Below are 19,617 nucleotides of genomic sequence, written 5' to 3'. Positions count from 1 at the left end.
AACCCCGCACCGTTAGCGCAGGCTCCTGGCCATGGCGTTGATCGTCTCGGCCATNTTGTCCAGGGAAGCCTGGCGATGGATGTAGCCGTTCTCCCAGGCCACGCGGGGCATGCCGTAGACGATGCTGGACTGTTCATCCTGGCCGATTGTCATGCCCCCGGCCTCGTAGATNTCTCCTATCTCCCAGGCCCCGTCGCGGCCCATGCCGGTCATCAGGATGGCCATGGCCTGGTTTCCGTAGGCNCGTGCTACCGACTTGAAGAGGACCCCCGCCGAGGGGCGGTGGCCGTTGCAGGGATCGCCCTGGTTGAGGGTGANGGTNGCNCCCAGGGGCCGNCGGTTTACCTCCATNTGGTAGTTCCCCGGAGCGATCAGAACCCGGCCGGGTTTTATCAGATCCCCGTCGGAGGCCTCCAGTACTTCCAGGGGNCAGATCCTGTTGAGGCTGGCCGCAAACTCCGTGGTAAAGCCCGGNGGCATATGCTGGACCACCANGATGGGGACACCGATGTCTCCGTCCAGGTCGGCAAAGACCCGGCGCAGGGCGTTGGGGCCACCCGTGGAGATCCCCAAAGCGATTATTTCCAGTGTGCCCGGCCGTGCCTGGGGTGATTTTTTCACGGGTTTCTGGGGAGGCTGGTATGCCTCGGCNGGCGCCGCGCCGGGGATCTCCCGGGGAGGCGCTTCCTCGTGACGGGGCACCCTGGTGGCGTAGTCCCGGGGTGGTTCGGGAGGCGTCTCGCCACGACTGCGGAGGTACTCTCCTCCGTAGGCACGGATCATGGTGACCAGCTGATCGCCCACAACGTGAAGNTCGTGGGACACCGCGCCCGAGGGTTTGGAGATGAAGTCGCTGGCCCCCAGGGAGAGGGCCTCCATGGTGATGCGGGCTCCCTTCTGGGCGATCGAGGAGAGGATTATCACGGGGATATCGATCCCCTGGTCCCGCCGGGCCTGGAGGAACTCGATCCCGTTCATCTTCGGCATCTCCAGGTCCAGGACGATTATATCGGGATTCAGGCGGGGGATTTTTTGCAGGGCGAACTCCCCGTTCATCGCCGTTCCGGCTACGGCCAGTTCCGGTGCGCTCTCGATGATTCTGCTCACGAGGTTTCGCATGAGGGCCGAGTCGTCGACAACCAGCACATTGATNTTTTTTTCTTTACTCACCTGATTCTCCTGGAAGTACTACCCGGGGTGTGGTTACACGTCTTTTGCATAGATACAGGCCCAATCAGTCTTGAGAAAGGAAAACTGGGTTTTCATTCCGAAGAGAGATTCGCTGTGGCCAATGAAAAGGAAGGAGTGATTCGCCATGGCGTTCCAGAAGCGATCTACCACAACTTTTTGGGCGGGTTCATCGAAATAGATCAGGACATTCCGGCAAAATATTACATCGAGGTTGCGCTTTCCGCTGTCGTGTTTCAGGTTGTGGTAGTCGAAGGTAACCAGTTTTTTGATGGAATCCTTTACCTGATAGCCCCCGTCCTTTTTGTCGAAGTACTTGGCCAGGGGTTTTTCGGGAATACCCGTGACGCGGCTGTCGGGGTAGAAGCCCTGCTGACCCGTGAGAACCGATTTAAGGCTCAGGTCGGATGCGAGGATTTCTATGTTGAACCCCGGAGGCAGGAAGTCCAGAAGTTCCATGGCGATGGTATAGGGCTCCTCGCCGGTGGAACACCCGGCGCTCCAGACCCGGAAGGTNCGGTCACCCCGGTCGCGCTTGTACTTGACCAGGTCGGGNANAACGTAGTTTTCGAAGGTCTGCCAGTGGGCGGCGTTGCGGTAGAACCGGGTAAGGTTTGTTGTGACCGCATCGAGGAGCACCTTCAGCTCTTCCTGGTCAGATCGGACGTGGGAGAAATATTGCCCCACGGTCTCGATCTTCTCTGCCTTGAGCCGCTCCTTGAGGCGACTCTCCAGAATCGTGCGATTCGATTCCGAGAAGTGAATTCCGCTTTCATCGTAAATCAGGTTCCGAAAGCGCGTAAAATCGGCATCGCTTAAAAATTCAGACATTTTTTCTCCACCGCCTCGTATGCTAGTCAAGAATAATTCTTGCACATAACGGCTGTCAAATCCAGTTGTTTTTTGACTTACTTCATGTTCAGAACCTCGCGCTGCAGGNGGGGATGATTGCAGGATTACCGTTTACGAGCCGGGTTTCCCTGTAATCATCCCGGCGTGACCTGGACCGGACGCTCCGTCGTGGCCTGGTTCCGTTCTGCCGAACCTTCTGTCTCTGGTCCCGCTGCTTCGGGGAGATCGGGCGAAGAGAACCAGAACGTGAGGGGATTGCGAGGGGATTGCGAAAAGCCGGGCCTGCGGGGTTGCTATTCACCCCGCCGAAGGTAATAATGTGAACCCCGATGAACAAGTATATTTTCGTGACCGGTGGTGTCTGTTCGAGTTTGGGAAAGGGCGTTGCCGCAGCGTCTCTGGGGAGCCTTCTGGAAAGCCGCGGCCTCACAATCCGGATGATCAAGGTTGATCCCTACATCAACGTTGACGCCGGGACCATGAGTCCCTATCAGCACGGCGAGGTCTACGTNACCGACGACGGGGCCGAGACCGATCTGGATCTCGGCAACTACGCCCGCTTTACCAAGTCTACCCTCTCCCGGGCAAACTCCATTACCACGGGGCAGATTTACCAGGAGGTCATCCAGCGCGAGCGCGAGGGCCGGTATCTGGGTCGGACGGTTCAGGTGATTCCCCATATCACGGACAGGATCAAGCAGCGCATTCGCCAGGTAGGCGACGAGGCCGGCGTGGATCTGACCATTGTCGAGGTGGGTGGAACGGTGGGGGATATCGAATCCTTTCCCTTCCTGGAGGCGGTTCGCCAGATGATGCACGAGCTGGGCAAAACGAACGTCCTCTCGGTTCATCTGACCCTGATTCCCGTGGTCGCCAACGGTGAGCTCAAGACAAAACCAACCCAGCACTCCGTGAAGGAGCTTCGGGAGATCGGCATTCAGCCCGATATTCTCCTCTGCCGGGCTCCCCTGGAACTGCCCGACGACGAGCGNCGGAAGATCGCACTCTTTACCAACGTTGAGCACGACAGCGTCATCTCTGCCTGCGATGTGAAGCGGTCTCTCTACGAGATTCCCCTGATGTATCACCGCCAGGGGCTGGACCGGGTCTGTCTGGAACGGCTGGGCCTGGAGGTTCCTCCCGAAGATCTCTCGGAATGGGAGCACGTGGTTTCTGTTGTGACCGGCGCCGAGCGACAGGTACGGATCGCCGTGGTGGGCAAGTATATCGAGCTGAGCGACACCTACAAATCCGTTGATGAGGCGATCATTCACGGTGCGGTAGCGCAGGATCTGCGGGTGGAGCTCGTAAAGGTCGATTCGGAGCGACTCGACCGTTCTCCCCGGGGGCTCGAGGAGGCCTTCGCCGGGGTCGACGGGATNCTCGTTCCCGGAGGATTTGGCGGGCGCGGCGTGGAGGGCATGGTGGCTGTGGCGCGCTTCGCCCGGGAACGGAAGATTCCCTATTTCGGAATCTGCCTGGGCATGCAGATCATGGTGATCGAGTACGCCCGATCCGTTCTGGGGTACGAGAGTGCCGACAGCACCGAGTTTGCCCCCGATTGCGAACACCCCGTGGTGAGCCTTCTGGAAGAGCAGGTGGATGTAAAGAACTACGGGGGAACCATGCGGCTTGGCCTCAGNGTATCCCGCCTGCTGCCCGACACCCTGATCCGCAGTATTTACGGCAGGGATGTCATCCACGAACGGCACCGCCACCGCTACGAGGTCTCCAACCTCTATCGGCAGCGGCTGGACGAGGCGGGCCTGGTAACGGGATCGGTGACGGAAGACTTCTCCCTGGTGGAATCGGTGGAGTGGCGGGATCACCCCTGGGGGCTGGGCGTCCAGTTCCACCCGGAGTTTGTATCCAAGCCCGTCGAGGCTCACCCCCTGTTCAGGAGCTTTCTCGGTGCGGCCGGGGCCTTTCAGGCGCAGCGGTCCCCCGGGGCNGACCGGTCTGCGCCCCCGGACCGGCCGGAAGATTCCGACTGATTCCGGGACTATCGATGGTTCTGCGGGCCCTTCTGCTGGCGGTCCTTCTTCCTGTCGCGGGTGGTTGTGCCCCCGATAATGCCCTTCCGGAAGGGGCCGACGGGGAGGGAGCGATCCCCCAGGTGGAGGTCCTGCAGGCCCGAATGGTAGTTGACCGGGATTATCGGGTGGAGATGAGGGTGGATCGGATCGCTACCTACCGGGACANGAACCTCCAGGTCTTTGAGGGGATATCCTTCCGGGAGTACGGCCCCGACGGGGCTCTGCGCCTGGAAGGCGAGGCCGACCGGGGAATCTTCTTTTTCGATTCCGAGAATATCGAACTCACCGGAACGGTCTGGTTCCATTCCTTTCAGGAAGAGGCCCGACTGGAGAGTTCCCATCTCTCCTGGGACCAGGCGGATCGCCTTCTGGCGGGCCCCCCCGACGGAAGGGTTTCCCTGCTTCGCGACGACGGGTCTGNCGTGGAGGGGACTGGCTTTCGCCTGAAGGGGCGCGAGAACAAAATCATCTTCTCCCGGGGAGTGGCGGGGCGTTTTTCGGCAGAGGAGTCTCCTCGGTGATTCCCTCACCCGGTACGGGTGCCGATACCGGTGCCCGGGGGCGNCGNGTCCCGGGTCTCCCCGTGGTTCTCTTTCTGGTGCTTTTTTCTTCGGGTATCGGGCCCTGGCTTCCCGGCTTTCGGGCTCCCGGTCTCCTGCCGCTTGGGGCCGAATCCTTCCGTTTTTCCGGCGATGAGACGGAAATCATTCTTGCCCGGGGACGGGAGCGCACGGTTCTGCGGGGCAANGCCCGCCTGGAAAGTTCCGATATCACCCTCCTGGCCGATGAGATCGAATTGTACGGTCCCGACTTCCGCTACGCCGAACCNCGAAAAAATGTGCGCCTCCTCGACGGAAAACGGGGGTTTTCCATCACCGCCGACACGGTCTGGTTCGACCGGGAAACGGAAAACTCCCGTGCCTCGGGGCAGGTCGTCGTGGATGACGAGGCAAACGGTCTCGTTGTGAAGGGCGGGTTTCTGGAAACCCGCCTGGGCGGGGACCTGCTCATTCTCCAGATGTCGGTACGGGTCCTGCGGGAGGATCTCACCGCCCGGGCCCAGTTTCTCCGGTATCGACGTCAGGAGGAGATTCTGGAACTTTCGGGGTTCCCCCGGGTCTTCTGGAAGGGCGATGAGTATCGAGCCACGCGGATCATCATGAACCTCGCCACCGACGAGATCGAGCTCCAGGGGCAGGTGGAAGGATCGATCTTCCTGGAAGAATCTGCCTCCCGGGAGGAGGAATAATGTCCGGGAGGAAGAACGATGAGTGAAACCACCCTGACCGTGGCGGGNGTAAAGAAACGCTTTGGCCGTAAGGAAGTGGTCCGGGGAGTGGATTTTTCCATGACCACAGGACAGGTTGTGAGCCTTCTGGGGCCCAACGGAGCGGGCAAAACCACACTTTTTTATATGGTGGTGGGGTTTATCTCGGTCACCGAGGGCCAGGTCTATCTGGGGTCCCGGGAGATTACGCGGTTGCCCATGTTTCGCCGCGCTCTGGCGGGAATATCCTACCTGCCCCAGGAACCATCGATCTTCAGAAAACTCACGGTTGAGGAAAACATCCTGGCTGTGCTGGAGCTCCGGAGNGATCTCTCCCGCAAGGAGCGGCTTTTTCGTGCAGACCAGCTTCTGGACGAACTGGGGGTCAGGGCCCTCCGGAAGCAAAAGGCCTTCACCCTCTCGGGGGGGGAGCGGCGCCGGACCGAGATCGCCCGGGCTCTGGCCATCGAACCGAAGTTCCTCCTCCTGGACGAACCCTTTGCCGGGATAGACCCCAGAGCGCGCTACGAGATCAAAAGCATCTGTCTCCACCTGGCAAACCAGGGAATCGGCATTCTCATCACCGATCACAACGAACGGGATACCCTGGAGATCTCGAGCTACTCCTACCTGATTAACTGCGGCGAGATCGTGGTGGCCGGGACACGGGAAGAGATCGAGGCCGACGAGACGGCGCGGCGGATTTACCTGGGCGACGATTACCAGCGATAATAGGCTGGCCGATGGGCCAGGCCGATGGGCCAGGCCGACGGGCCGGGCCGATAAAGGATGAGCTCCACCGATAAGCCGGCGGGGAACCCCGAAAAAATTGACAAAGGAGGCGGCCTCTCGCATTATGGATAGTATGCAGTTCCAGAAACCTGCGCTGGTGCAGCGCCAGGAGATGCGGCTCACCCCGCAGCTTCTGCAGAGTATACAGCTGATGACCCTCCCCCTGCAGGATCTGCAGCTTCGCATTCAGGAAGAGCTGGAGGCGAATCCCGCTCTGGAGCTGGTCTCGGAGACCCCTTCGCTCTCCCTGAACGACCGCGACGATTCCGGTGATGATTACGATTATTTCGAGAACTCCTCCGATCCGGGTTACGCTTCGGGAGAGTCCTTCCACGGCGATGAAGAGAGCAAGAGAAACTTTCTGGAGGGGGCCCTCTCCAGGCCCGAGTCGCTCCACGAGCATCTCCTGTGGCAGTTGCGGTTGCAGCCCATTTCTGCGCGGGAGTTCCGGGTGGGGGAGCTGCTGATCCTCAACCTGGACGACAACGGCTTTCACCAGGAGCCGCCGGACCTGCTCGTCTCCGACGACGACCGGCCCTTGTTGGGTCCGCTCATGGAGATTATCAGGACCTTCGAGCCCGTGGGATGTTGCACCGCCGGTTTCCGGGAATCCCTGCTTGTTCAGGCCGGGCTGGTGGTGGATCCCCCGCCGGGGTTGCAGGAGATCATCGCCGATCATCTGGACAAACTCGAACGGGGTCATCACCAGGAGGTATCCCGGCTGCTGGGCCTCTCTCCGGAGGAGGTTCAGGAGGCGCTGGAGGTGCTTCGTTCGCTCACACCCTATCCGGGGCGGATGTTTTCCTCCGATGCTTCCGGGTACGTGATTCCCGATCTCCTCCTGAAGCGTGAGGAGGGGCAGTTCATCCTGGTTCTGAACGACGAGCAGATTCCCGTTCTGGGCGTGAACCCCTTCTTTTCCCGGGTTGCCGCCGGGGACAACCGCGAGGCCCGGACCTTTGCCGGCCGCGGCGTGCGTGAGGCCCAGTGGTTCATTCACGGGATACAGCAGCGCAACGAGACCCTGCTTCGGGTTGCCCGGGCGATTCTGGAGTTTCAGCGGGACTTCTTCCTGAAGGGCAAGAAGTATCTGGTGCCCCTGGCGCTCAAGGATATCGCTCAGGAGCTGAATTTGAGTGAATCCACCGTTTCCCGGGTTACAAACGGTAAGTATATTCAGACCGAGTGGGGAATTTTCGAGTTGAAGCACTTCTTCTCGAATCGTGTAGCCGGTGCGGGCCCTGGTGGCGCGCAGTACAGCAAGGAGGGTGTAAAGGAGATCATACGGGAAATTCTGGAAGAGCAGGATTCGCAGGGAAAACGGTTTTCCGACCAGAAACTTGCGGATCTTCTGGCTCAGCGGGGGATAAAGATCGCCCGCAGGACCGTTGCAAAGTATCGCAGCGAACTGAAAATCAGCTCGTCCTACGAGCGTTGACACACGAACCGGAGGTTTATTGATGAACGTTACGATTAAATCGGTACATTTCGATGCGAGTGAATCTACGCGAGAGTTTCTGGAAGAACGCTTACAGAAGATCGATTTTGCCACCGACAAGATCGTGGATCTGGACTTTACCCTCACCCGGGAAAAGGATCACCAGTTCGAGATAGAAGCGAAGCTTCACTTCCGGTGGGGGCTGCGGGCCGTGGTGAAAACGAAGTCCTATGATCTCAACCAGGGCATACACGAACTTGTGGACAAGGTCGATATGAAAGTGCGAAAGGAAGTGGAAAAGGTTCAGGAGCACAAGGCCTGATCCTCCTGTTATGGAACAGTTTACCGTTTTAGATCTGCTCGATCTCGATCTGAAGGAAAACAACGATCTCGGGCTCGTCTGCATTGGCGGGCGGAGCGGTCTTTTGCGCCGCATCGAGACACCCGAGCTGAATCGGCCCGGCCTTGCCCTGAGCGGCTTTTTTGATCTCTTCGGGGCACAGCGGATACAGATTTTCGGACGGGGAGAGCAGGCCTATCTGGAGCGGCTTGAGCAGCAGGGAACCCTCGAATCGGTGGAGCAGCTCTTCCAGAGCAGCATTCCCTGCTGCCTCTTTACCCACGGGCTGGAGCCGACCNCTTCCTTTGCGCGGCTCGCCGAGATCAGCGGGTGCCCCCTGCTCCAGACGCAGCTCGATACCAGCGAGTTCACCATGCGTCTGATCCGGGCCCTGGGGAACGTCTTCGCTGCACGAAAGACGATCCACGCTACCCTGGTGGAGGTCTTCGGGATCGGCATGCTCCTGCTCGGGGAGAGCGGGGTCGGCAAGAGCGAGGCCGCGCTGGAGCTGATCGAGCGGGGACACCGGCTNGTCGCGGACGATGCCGTGGAGATCCGCCGTGTGGCGGGGAACATTCTCATGGGGCAGGGGGCAAATCCCGCCCTGGGTCATCACATGGAGATCCGGGGGCTGGGAATTATCAACATCGCGCACCTCTCCGGGGTGGGATCGATCAGGGACAAGAAGCAGGTCCAGCTGATCTGTCGCCTCGAGGCCTGGGACTCCACCAAGGAGTACGACCGCATCGGCGCCGACGAGCAGACCTACGAGATCCTGGGGGTGGCGACTCCCTACATAGAAGTCCCGGTCAAGCCGGGACGAAACATTCCTATTATTATAGAAACGGCGGCAATGAATGAACGTCTCAAGAAAATGGGGTATTATTCTGCCCGCGAGTTTAACCAGAATGTGATGCGTTGGCTCGATAGCGAAAACGCGCGCAAGGCATACTTGCAAAAAAAAGGTATTTAGCGAGGTAACGCACTATGACGGAGAAGGATGTGGTGGTACGAAACCGTGCGGGAATCCACGCACGACCCGCCGCAATGATTGTGCAGGCAGCTGCCAGGTTTTCATCGCATATCGAGTTTTCCACAGAGCACGAGACGATAAACGCCAAGTCTATCATGGGAATTATAACGCTGGGGGCCGGGTATCAGGCCATGATCCGGATCAAGGCCGACGGNGACGATGAGGAGGAGGCCGTGGAACAGCTGGTTCAGCTCTTTGAGAGCGGATTTGAGGAGTAGCAGGNGGAGATCTCCCTCGCGACGTGTCCAGCGGACCACCTCGGCATCGCTCACGGCGGTGCTGAGCCTGGGTACACTGTATCTTACGGTGGTGGTCCTGGCGGTTCTTCTCTCCCGTGAGCTCGGGCGGGGGCCTGAGCGCTTTCAGGTCAGGCTCGCCGTCTTCTTCGCTCTCCTGGGAATGGTCGTCTCGGCGGTNCTTCTGGGGATCGTGGCGCTGAATCTGGTGCGGCTCTTTCGCGACAGGCGGCGGGGTGTGGCGGGAAGCATGCTGAAGAGCAAGCTCTCCGTCTTCTTCCTCGTTGTTGTGGGGCTCTCGGCGATTCCCCAGGGGGTGCTGTCGGTCAACTTCCTCTCCTCTGCCAAGGAACTCCTCTTTCACGTCGGCACGGAGGAGGCCCTTTCACAGGGCCTTACCCTGGCCCTGGCCTATCATGACCGGCACGTCCGGGACCTGCGCCACCTCGCGGCAGAGACGGACCTGGAGCAGCTTCTGGTGCCGGAGCGATCTCCTCCCGAGGGGGCCCGACTCTGGGCGAACCTGCAGGGCCGGCTTCCCTCGCTGGCGGCGGTGCAGATCTTCGACAGGTTAGGNCGGGACTGGTTNTTCGCGGGACGGCAGGATCTTCGCCTGGAGCGGTTGTATTCTCCCGCTCTTCCCGGCGAGACGGGCCCGAAGGAGGAGCCCCAGGTCCGCAGCCTGTCGCAGGGAGACGGGGAGTTTCTGCGACTCGATCTTCCCCTGGACCATCCCTCGGCAGGGCACGTTATTATCACCACGGCGCTNCCCGAGGGGTTCGAGANGGCATCTCTCGACATGGCCCGGGCCATGGGGTTCTTTCAGCGATTGCAGGAGATCAGGCCCCTTTTTGGTATCTTCGCGGGGCTTGTCTACGGTTCCTTTTTCATTCCGATCATGCTCATGGCGGTACTCACCAGTTTTTTTCTGGCCGATCGTATCATCCGGCCGATCGAATCCCTGGAAGAGGCCACCCGGCGCGTGGCCGAGGGTGACTATTCGGTGCGCATCCTGGGGCGGCCCTCGGACGACCTGGGGTTGCTGGTGATCTCCTTCAATAATATGGTAACCGATCTTGACCGGGCCCGGCGGCGGATGGCGCAGGCCGAGAAGGTTCAGGCCTGGCAGGAAATCGCACAACGTCTGGCCCACGAGGTCAAGAACCCCCTTACCCCGATCCGGCTCGCCACGGAACGCCTGCGGCGGAAGTATCAGACGGGAGCTCCCGATTTTCCCGAGGTTCTGGAGCGCACGGTCGATACCATCCTGAGGGAGGTGGATACGCTCTCGTCGCTTCTGAACGAGTTCCGGTCCTTTGCCCGTCTGCCCCTGCCCTCCTTCGCGCCCGTGCTGCTGAAGGATCTCGTCCGGGAGGCCGTCAGCGTCTTTCAGGCCGACCACCGCATAACGATCGACACCGCCGGGCTCGATCCGGGGCAGATGCTGTTGCTCGATGCGGGGCTGATGCGGCAGGTCATTGTGAATCTGGTAACCAACGCCGCCGAAGCCTCTCCCCGGGGGGTGATCGTGCGGTTTCACAGCGATCTGGTCCGGAAATCGGGGAAGGAGTATTGCCGTCTGCGGGTCGAGGATAACGGACCGGGGGTTGCCCCCGATCTGGAGGAGTCGATNTTTCTTCCCTACGTGACGGGAAAGCGCGACGGTACCGGCCTGGGGCTGGCGATTGTGGAGCGGATTATTTTTGATCACCGGGGCCGGATCTCCTGCGAGACCACCCCCGGCTCCGGTACGGTATTTGTCATTGATCTTCCCCTGGAGGAGTGTCAGGAGACGAGGGTGTAATGAAGACNGTTCTTGTTATTGATGACGAGGAGGGGATTCGCCAGATCCTGGCGGATATTCTCTCCGACGAGGGCTACCGGGTTATCACGGCCGGGGACGGTATCGCCGGCCTGGGAATGCTGAACGAGGAATCCGTGGACTGTGTGGTTCTCGATGTATGGCTTCCTGGCCGGGGAGGGCTGGACCTGCTCGACGATATCCTGTCCGATGACGCCCATATGCCCGTGGTGATTATCAGCGGCCACGGATCGATCGACATGGCGGTGAAGGCTGTGAAACGGGGAGCCTTCGACTTCATCGAGAAGCCCCTCAGTCTGGACCGGATCACCAGGGTTGTCCGGCTGGCGCTGGAGATGAAGGATCTGCGCCGGGAGAACGAGGTTCTCCGCAGATGCGCCGCCCCGGCGGGCCGTTCGCGTCTGGAAGGGACAAGCCCTTCCCTGAGCAAGGTCAGGGAGATCATCGACCAGATCGGCGAGAGCGATGCCCGCGTTCTGATCACCGGAGAGAACGGTACCGGCAAGGAGCTGGCTGCCCGGGAGATTCATAACGCCAGTACCCGCCGGGACCAACCCTTTGTGGCGGTGAATTGCGCGGCNCTCCCCGAGACACTGATCGAGACGGAGCTCTTCGGCCACGAAAAGGGAGCCTTCACGGGAGCCCACGCGGTGCGACGGGGGAAGTTCGAGCACGCCCAGGGGGGGACGCTCTTTCTGGATGAGGTGGCCGATATGTCTGTCGGTGCNCAGGCCAAGGTGCTTCGGGTTATCCAGGACATGCGCGTGCAGCGGGTGGGCGGCGAGGAGACGATCGCCGTGGACGTCAGGATTATCGCCGCGACAAACAGGGATCTNGCCCGGGAAATCCGCAGGGGAACCTTCCGGGAGGATCTCTTTTTCCGGCTGAACGTGGTCCCGCTCCACATGCCACCCCTGCGGGAGCGCAGGGAGGATATCCCCCTTCTTCTGGATCTCTTTCTCCAGGAAGCTGCCCGGGCACGGGGTGCCGAGAAGCCCCTGGTGTGCGANCCCCTGGCTCTGGAGGAGCTCTGTGCCCACCCCTGGCCGGGGAACGTCCGAGAGTTGAAGAACTTTGCCGAACGGGTTAGCATCATGTCTGCCGGAAACGTNCTGACNCGGGAGGAGGCCCTGCGTTTTCTGGGAGGTCCGTCCCGGAGCACACCCCGGGATGAGGGCGGGAAGGGGCCGTGCCTGGCCGATTATCTCGATCTGGGGCTTCACGAGGCCCGCGATCGCTTTGAGAGGGATTTCTTGAAGGCCACATTGCGTGCCCACGACAATAATATTTCCCGTACCGCCCGGGCCCTGGGAATGTACCCCAGCAGTTTGCACGGCAAAATCAGGAAGCTTGGTATCGAGGTAGAACGATGAGATCCATTACGCCACGACAGCAGGAGGTCCTTGAGGCGATCCAGGATTTTATCCGGGAAAAAAAGTATCCTCCTGCCATCCGGGACCTCTCGGAGCACTTCGGAATCTCCGTCAAGGCAGCTCACGGGCATGTGAAGGCCCTGGAACGAAAATCCATGATCCGNTGCAATGGNAACCGCTCCCGGGCTATCGAGATTCTGCACCACCAGGACGCCAGGGATGAGCCNGCGCTCCGGAAGGTGCCCCTTCTGGGAACGGTCGTGGCGGGAACGCCCGTTCTTGCCGAGGAGAACTGCGAAGGNACCGTGGATGTTCCCGAATCGCTCCTCCGGGAGCGCGAATACTTCGCCCTGGAGGTCCGNGGCGACAGCATGACCGGCGCGGGAATCCTCGAGGGAGACATCGCCATTATTGCCAGCACCCCCGTGGCAGAAAACGGCCAGATCGTGGTGGCCCTGGTGGACGAGGCGGTCACGCTGAAGCGGTTCTATCGCGAGCAGAGCAGGGTNCACCTCAAGGCGGAAAACCCCGCCTATTCGTCGATCTACACGCGGGAGGTCCGGATTCTGGGAACTCTGGCGCACCTCCTGCGGAGTTACGGGTAACCCCCCATGGCCCGAACCGTTCCCGCTCTGCTTCTTCATCTGGGGCCCGAGGAGGGGGAGAAGCAGGCCGCCTTTCTGGAGATTCGCGGCGCCCTGCGGAACACCTTCGGGGAGGATCTGGAAGAGCACTCGTTCTACGCCTTCGAGACGCCCCCCGATCAGGTGGTGGATCTTCTTCAGAANGGTTCGCTCTTCGGTTCGGCCTCTCTGGTGAGATACCGGGCGGTGGAGCAGCTGAAGCGGAAAGAGGATCTGCTCCCGCTGGTGCGCTACGCCAGGAGCCCCTCGGAACAGTCGGTGCTCCTTCTGGAGAGTTCCGAGGTCTCCCTTCACAAGGACCTGAAGGATGCTGTGGGAAGCCGGCATACCAAAATCTTCTGGGAGATGTTCGAGAGTCAGAAGAAGGGCTGGCTCTCGGGGTATTTTCGTCGCCACGACGCGCGGATAGACCCCGAGGCGCTGGAGCTTCTTCTGGAGCTGGTGGAGAACAATACCCTGGATCTCCGGCAGGAAGCGGACCGGCTCATGGCCTTCTTCGGGAGGCAGATCACCCTGGAGCACGTGGATCGGTACATTTATCATGCCAAGGAAGAGAATATCTTCACCCTCTTCGACGCGGTCCTGGCGGGGGATCTGGAGCACTCCCTGGATATCGCCGTGAAGCTGCTGGTTACCATGGAGGCCGTTCAGGTCCTGATGGGGCTCTCCTGGCAGGTGGAGCGCCTCTTTTCCCTCCAGACCCTGAGTGCTGCCGGGGTTCCCCGGGCCGAGCTGTTTCAGGAGCAGGCCCGGCGGTCGGGGCAGCGGATCGCGGGAAAACGGCTCCAGAAGACCCTCCTGGAGGGGCTCTCCCGCTATTCTCTNGAGGAGTGCAGGGCCATACGGGTTCTCACGGGTGACACCGACGGGCTGCTNCGTTCCGTCCCCGCTGCACTCCACGGGGGGATACTGCAGCAGTATCTCTACAGCGTGATCACCCGGAAGGGGCAGTGGAACGTGGCGGCGCCCTTCGCATCGCGACCCTGGGAATTTCCCGGTACAGCCGGTTTCAGGGGCGTCTAGCCCGGGGGGTGCTGCAGGAGCGGTCTGTTTCAGGAGTTCCGCGCGTTGCGAAGGTGATCCTGAACGGTTCGGGCCAGCTCCTCCGATATGCCCGTGCTCTTGGCGATAATGTCCAGGGGGGTTTCCAGGAGGCTCTCTTCCCGGGGAAAGGCTTTCATGATCCGCGCGGCCCGACGGGGACCGATCCCCGGCACGGCCTGGAGCAGGGAGGTGAGCGCTCCCGTTTTCTGGAGNGATCCCCGGTAGGTGGTGGCAAAACGGTGCGCCTCGTCGCGGACGTATTGAAGGAGGCGCAGAGCCGGGGTTCCCTCGGGAAGGCGCAGGGACTCCTTCTGGCCGGGAAGGAAGAGCTCCTCCTCCCGCTTTGCCAGCCCCACGATGGGGATGGGCAGTTCCAGGGCCGAAAGAATCCCCTGGGCAGCGCTGACCTGACCCTTTCCTCCGTCGATCAGGATCAGGTCAGGTCTGGGAAGCTTCTCGTTCTTCACGCGGCTGTAGCGCCGCGCCAGGACCTCCCTCATGGCTCCGAAGTCGTCCACNACCCCATCGGGGAGTGATTTGATGCGGAACCGCTTGTACTGCTCCTTGTCGGGAACTCCCCGGGAGAAACTCACCAGAGAGGCCACGGTGTGGTGCCCTCCCACCTGGGCGATATCGAACCCCTCGATCCGAAGGGGAGGGGTCGGGAGCTTCAGGAGGCGGGCCAGCTCTTCCAGGGCGGGCAGGTCACCGCGGGAGCGCTGGAGCCGCTCCAGTTCCTGCCGTGCATTTTCCGTGCAGAGTCGCAGGATGGCTGCGTCCCGGGTGGACTGGGGCGGGCTGATCAGTACCTCCCGGGAGAGCTCTTCCCGAAAGAAGCGTTCCAGGGGNGACACGTCCCCCAGCGATGCCGATGTGTAGAGCTTCTGCGGGGCCCGGCTGGTGGAGCTGTAAAACCGGAGCACAAACTCCACCAGGTTTTCCTCCTCCGATCCGGGGAGCTCGCCGTGGAAGGTGTTGCTGCCCAGGAGGTTTCCCTGGCGCATCTGAAAGACCACGAAGGCCGAAAAGGTCTCTCCCGTGGCGTAGCCAATGTAGTCGCGAACCTCCGGATCAAAATCCACGATCCGCTGCTCCGTTTCCATCTGATCCAGAGCTTTCAGGATGTCCCGGTATTCTGCGGCCTCCTCGAAGCGCAGGGCTTCGCCGGCGGCGGTCATCTTTCCGGTGATCTCCCTGCGGAGCTCCCCGGTTTTGCCCGAGAGGAGGGATTCGATCTTTTCCACGCGGCGCAGATACTCCTCGCGGGAGGTTTTNCCCGCACAGACGGCGGCGCACCGTCCGATATGATGGTACAGGCAGGGGTGNCTTCTCTTCTTGAGCGATGCCGAGCGNCATTTCCTCAGGGGATAGAGCTTTTCTATCAGCTCCAGGTAGTTTTCCAGACGGCTCATTCCGGGGTAGGGGCCGAAGTAGCGCGACCCGTCCTGAACGATGGTGCGGGTCTGAAAGACCCGGGGAAAGGGGTCGGCCGTGATCCGGATTACGGGATAGCTCTTTCCGTCTTTCAGGTCGATGTTGTACCGGGGGGCGTGGCGCTTTATCAGGTTGTTTTCCAGGAGAAGCGCCTCGTACTCGTTGCCCGTCACCAGATATTCGATCTCCCTCACGTGGGACATGAGGACCTTCGTCTTGAGGGGATTGTCTTTCAGAAAATAGGAGCGGACCCGGGCGCGGAGATTTTTGGCCTTTCCCACGTAGAGGATTCTCTCCTCGAGGTCCTTCATNAGGTATACTCCCGGTGAGGCNGGAAAGTTCTTCACCCTGCTTTTCAGATCGTCCTTCATAATGCCGATAAGATAGTACGGAATTATGGGTGCTCGTGTCATGTTGCCCGGGGCAACACATGCAAAACCTGGAGGTCTCCCGCGTTCTCTTCTTCGGGGGGCTTNCCTCGGGAGTTCTCTCCTTCGGGGCCTGGTCTGCCTGGTCGGTCTGGTTCTGATCGCCCCGGGGCTCCAGGCCAGTCCGGGAGTCGGGACGGTTCGCCTGGGTGGTCGCGACGGCTGGGACCGGGCGGCCTCCTTCACCAATCTTCGTCTTGTCCCGGGTTGGGAGGGCGGAGAGGATATCGCCCTCGATGAGGGGGCGCTGCCCGTGGCGGGACGGGTGGATCTTCTGGCAGATTTTGACGGCACCCTGGAAGATCAGACCGGAAACTATCGGGCCTCNCCCNAAGGGGTTCGCCTGGTNGGGACACCCCGCCGNAGGGGGAGCGCCGCCGCAGGGTTTGACGGCACGGGGGAGCTTGTCTTCTATCCCCGGCCGGGGGCTCTGTTTGCTCCCCGGCAGCAACCGGGAAGCTTTTCGATCGATTTCTGGCTCTATCCGAACCGCGTAACCCAGGGGGCAACGCTCTTCCGGTGGAAGGGGGCTCTTCTGGAGGGGCAGGATCCCGTGCTCCAGACGATCCGCCTGGAGATCTCCGACCGGAGACTTCACTGGGTATTTTCGCACGTCCTGGTCCGGGCCGATCGGGGCGGACTGGAACCTCTGGAAGAGGTGAGGCTCTCGGCGCGACGCGGTCTTGTCCCCCGGGTCTGGCAGCATCACCAGCTCCGCTACGATGCAACAACGGGGCAGCTCGCCTATCTGGTAGATCAGATTCCCGAAGACGTCATCTATATGAGTGAGAGCGGGCGCGAGGAGCCGGGAGTCTTTTCGCTGTATTTTGGCCACGACACGGGCGACGGGATCCTTCTCGGGCGAGGGTTTGAGGGGGCGCTGGACGAGTTCCGCATCTCCCGCTCCCCGGGTGAATCCTTCGGGAGATCTTCGGGCCACGTCGCCGGAGCGGAACCGCAGCTTTCGCGGTACAGCGGTTCTCCCGGGCGCATGATTACCGCTCCCCTGGACCTGGGAGGGAGTGGCGCGCGTCTTCTCTCGGTGGAATCCAGAGTTCAGACCCCCGGAAACACCGATGTTCGCGGATACTATCGTCTGGCCGACCTGGTGGTGAGCAGAGATGCTCCGGAGGCGCTTCCTGCGGAGTGGAATCCTCTGCCCTCATCGGGTATGATCAAGGGTGACGAACGGGGGCGTTATCTGCAGCTTCGCTACGATTTCCTCGCCGATGCGACCAGGGAAGAGAGTCCTCGCCTTCAGGAGGTGCGGATCGGCTTCGATCCCGTGGCTCCTCCGGCCCCTCCCCGCATCGTCCGGGGGACTCCCGTGCCGGGGGGNGTTCGTCTGGAATGGAGCGCCGTTCAGCATCCGGATCTGGCTGGGTACCGGGTGTACTTCGGTGAGCGGCCCCGTTCCTACACGGGATCGGCGGGGGTGGTGAGTCCCCTCCAGGCGGGAACGGAGCAGACGATCACAGTCCGTGGCCTGGAGCCGGATGTTCCCTACGTCTTTGCTCTGGAGAGCTACGATCGCCACGGCCAGGCTGGCCCGCTTTCGCGGGAAATTGAGGTGCGCGCAGGAAGAGAGGGGGAGCAATGAACCACACCGAGCTGCTCGACCGGGCGGTCAGCGCCTTCCGTGTGAACGACTACGAGATCGCCGAACGCCTCACCCTCGAGTTGCTCGAACGCTTTCCCGACCTTGTGGCCGGCCAGGTTCTGCTGGGCACGATCTACGGCAGGCAGCGGCGNATCGCTCCGGCCATCGAGCGTTACGAGCAGGCGATCATGCTGGACCCTCACAACGCCGAAGCCCTGAACAATCTTGCCGTGGTCTACCGCCAGATTGGTGATACCGATCGCGCCCTGGAGATGGTCCGGCGAGCCATCAAAATAGCCCCCGACAACGGAGAGATCCGGTACAATCTGGGAAACATCCTGAAGGACACGGGAAATCACGCCGAGGCGATTCAGGCCTACGAGCAGGCCCTGCGGATCGACCCCACCATCGCCGTGGCCTACAACAATCTGGGAACCCTCTACGATTCCAGGGGAGAAAAGGAACGGGCCGTCCAGGCCTTTCAGCGGGGGATCAGGGAAGACCCCAACCATCCCACCCTGAACTATAACCTGGGGAACTCCCTTTCGGCTCTGGGGCGCCTCGACGAGGCCGCCGAGAGCTACCGCACCGCCCTCAAGAGCCGTTCCGGCTGGCCCGATGCGTTGAATAACCTCGGGATCGTTCTGGACCGGCAGGATCGGACCGATGAAGCGCAGGAAGTTTTCCGGGAACTGATCGAGCTTCAGCCCGAAAATAGCACCGCCCATAACAATCTTGGCGCCGTTCTTGCCCGAACAGGGCGCGTGGATGATGCGATCCAGGCCTTCCAGACGGCTCTGGAGCACGCCCCCCGGTATCGCCGGGCCGCAGCGAACCTGGGCCAGGCGGCCACCCAGTCCGCCGATCCCGTCGTGGCGAAACGGGTTTTGCAGCAAATGCTGACCCAGGACCCCGATAATGTGGACCTGCGGAAAGGACTCGCCGGAGTTTTGACCCGGGCAGGCATGCACGGCGAAGCTTGCAGCGCCTGGCAGCGGGTTGTGGAGGATGATCCCCAGGACATTACAGCGATCAGGGAACTCGGGCTGGCCCAGTATCGGTCGGGGCGTCCCGAGGCGGGGCGCCAGACCCTCGATGCCTACGCCGAGGCAAACCCCGAGGACAAGACCTATCTGACGGAGCTTTCGGGAATTCTCAACGAGGGGGGGCTCCCGCAGGAAGCTCTGGAGCTGGCCGAGCAGGCCACCGCCCGGGATCCCGGCGATCCCGAAGCCCACCTTCGCCGGGCCGAAGCGCTGGCCAGTCTGGGGCAGGAAGAGGAAGCGAGGGCGGCCATAGAGCACGCCTCGGAGCTGAGCCCCCAGAACGGCCGGGTACTGGCCGCCCGGGCAAACGTCAATCGTGCCCTGGGAGATCGTGATGCGGCCCTGGCGGCAGCAGACGAACTCATCTCTCTCCAGGGCAAGCGCGCCTCCTCGGAGGATCTTTCAGACCTGAACGACAGTCTGGAACTCTACGAGCAGCTCGTGGAGGCCTACGAAGGTGAGAACGTCGAGCGGTGGCAGCGGAATCTGGACAAACTCGGGCGTCTTGCCGAACGAGGCAAGGCCGGGGTTGTGGAGCCCCTGGCCACGGAGGAGACGGCCGATCTGGACGAGGAGTCGATCCCGATTCTGGACTTTTCCGGTGCCGAGGCGGGAGAAGATCTCGAGGATGACCTGCTTCCCGAGGATGAATCTCTGGAAGAGGCGCTGCCGGAGGACCACCCTGCTCTTGAGGATATCCCTGCAGGGTTCAGCGAAGCGCTTCAGGAGGGAATGGAGGCCGACGAAGACGGGTCTTCCGGTGAAGAAACCTCCGATTCTCCCGAAGCGCAGTCGGACCAGGCCGATGCCGGGTCAGATCTCGACGAGGAACCGTCCGATGATGTTGATTCCCTGCCCGAGCCCGAGCCCGAGCCCGAGCCCGAGCCCGAGCCCGAGCCCGAGAGTTCCTTGAGGGATCTGGTCGAACCCGAGGATTTTCGTGACCCCGAGGAGATGCTTCCCGAACCGGAGACGGCCCCCCTTCCTCCCGAGGAAGAGGCCCCGCCGGAGCCCGCAGAAGAACCTCCCGAACCGGAGACGGCC

The 19,617-nt window shown here is 61.4% G+C and carries 14 protein-coding genes; 11 read left to right on the top strand and 3 right to left on the bottom strand.

Features of this window, described 5'->3' with window-relative positions; translation table 11 throughout:
* Window positions 1-12: 12 nt before the first annotated feature.
* Window positions 13-1,146, bottom strand: coding sequence for a protein-glutamate methylesterase/protein-glutamine glutaminase (locus B071_RS0114075; protein WP_438829742.1), 1,134 nt, complete (start codon window positions 1,144-1,146; stop codon window positions 13-15).
* A gap of 57 nt (window positions 1,147-1,203) precedes the next feature.
* A complete protein-coding gene (locus B071_RS0114070) occupies window positions 1,204-2,019 on the bottom strand; it encodes a CheR family methyltransferase (RefSeq protein WP_018527710.1) in 816 nt (271 codons plus the stop codon).
* Window positions 2,020-2,369: 350 nt separating this feature from the next.
* On the opposite strand from B071_RS0114070, the gene pyrG reads away from it, so the two are divergent.
* The 10 genes from pyrG (at window position 2,370) to holA (ending at window position 14,044) form a co-directional block, all read left to right on the top strand.
* The gene (gene pyrG, locus B071_RS0114065; protein WP_018527709.1) at window positions 2,370-4,034 is read left to right on the top strand and encodes a CTP synthase; all 1,665 of its coding nucleotides are present in this window, start codon (window positions 2,370-2,372) and stop codon (window positions 4,032-4,034) included.
* A gap of 1,309 nt (window positions 4,035-5,343) precedes the next feature.
* Complete coding sequence (gene lptB / locus B071_RS0114050) at window positions 5,344-6,075, top strand: LPS export ABC transporter ATP-binding protein (protein ID WP_018527706.1); 732 nt, start codon at window positions 5,344-5,346, stop codon at window positions 6,073-6,075.
* Between the two features lie 124 nt (window positions 6,076-6,199).
* On the top strand, window positions 6,200-7,573 hold the full coding sequence (rpoN, locus tag B071_RS0114045; protein ID WP_322785987.1) for an RNA polymerase factor sigma-54: 1,374 nt from the start codon (window positions 6,200-6,202) through the stop codon (window positions 7,571-7,573).
* 22 nt (window positions 7,574-7,595) lie between these two features.
* Entirely contained in the window at window positions 7,596-7,895 is a 300-nt protein-coding gene (locus tag B071_RS0114040; protein ID WP_018527704.1) for an HPF/RaiA family ribosome-associated protein, read from the top strand.
* A gap of 10 nt (window positions 7,896-7,905) precedes the next feature.
* On the top strand, window positions 7,906-8,886 hold the full coding sequence (gene hprK, locus B071_RS0114035; RefSeq protein ID WP_018527703.1) for an HPr(Ser) kinase/phosphatase: 981 nt from the start codon (window positions 7,906-7,908) through the stop codon (window positions 8,884-8,886).
* A gap of 14 nt (window positions 8,887-8,900) precedes the next feature.
* Complete coding sequence (locus tag B071_RS0114030) at window positions 8,901-9,164, top strand: HPr family phosphocarrier protein (RefSeq protein ID WP_018527702.1); 264 nt, start codon at window positions 8,901-8,903, stop codon at window positions 9,162-9,164.
* A complete protein-coding gene (locus B071_RS18750) occupies window positions 9,106-10,986 on the top strand; it encodes a sensor histidine kinase (RefSeq protein WP_094354967.1) in 1,881 nt (626 codons plus the stop codon). Before B071_RS0114030 ends, B071_RS18750 begins: the two co-directional genes overlap by 59 nt.
* Window positions 10,986-12,377 (top strand): sigma-54-dependent transcriptional regulator, encoded by a 1,392-nt coding sequence (locus tag B071_RS0114020; protein ID WP_018527700.1) that lies wholly within the window; start codon window positions 10,986-10,988, stop codon window positions 12,375-12,377. The genes B071_RS18750 and B071_RS0114020 overlap by 1 nt, the downstream gene beginning before the upstream one ends.
* Window positions 12,374-12,982 carry a transcriptional repressor LexA gene (gene lexA / locus B071_RS0114015; RefSeq protein WP_018527699.1) on the top strand — a complete coding sequence of 203 codons (609 nt, stop codon included), beginning with the start codon at window positions 12,374-12,376 and terminating at the stop codon, window positions 12,980-12,982. The genes B071_RS0114020 and lexA overlap by 4 nt, the downstream gene beginning before the upstream one ends.
* A gap of 6 nt (window positions 12,983-12,988) precedes the next feature.
* On the top strand, window positions 12,989-14,044 hold the full coding sequence (gene holA, locus B071_RS0114010) for a DNA polymerase III subunit delta (RefSeq protein ID WP_018527698.1): 1,056 nt from the start codon (window positions 12,989-12,991) through the stop codon (window positions 14,042-14,044).
* A 29-nt stretch (window positions 14,045-14,073) separates the two neighbouring features.
* Here holA and uvrC read toward each other — a convergent pair whose 3' ends face one another.
* Window positions 14,074-15,870: an excinuclease ABC subunit UvrC gene (gene uvrC / locus B071_RS0114005; RefSeq protein WP_040588665.1), complete on the bottom strand. Its 1,797-nt coding sequence runs from the start codon at window positions 15,868-15,870 to the stop codon at window positions 14,074-14,076.
* 1,653 nt (window positions 15,871-17,523) lie between these two features.
* Between uvrC and B071_RS0113995 the strand changes: the two genes are divergently transcribed.
* Window positions 17,524-19,617 (top strand): tetratricopeptide repeat protein (locus B071_RS0113995; RefSeq protein ID WP_018527695.1); only part of this gene is annotated, 2,094 nt, incomplete at its 3' end.

This window comes from Alkalispirochaeta alkalica DSM 8900 (assembly GCF_000373545.1).
GTDB classification, from domain to species: Bacteria; Spirochaetota; Spirochaetia; order DSM-27196; family Alkalispirochaetaceae; genus Alkalispirochaeta; species Alkalispirochaeta alkalica.
Note: the sequence above shows the minus strand (reverse complement) of the source record. Positions and strands in the feature narration are given on the sequence as shown.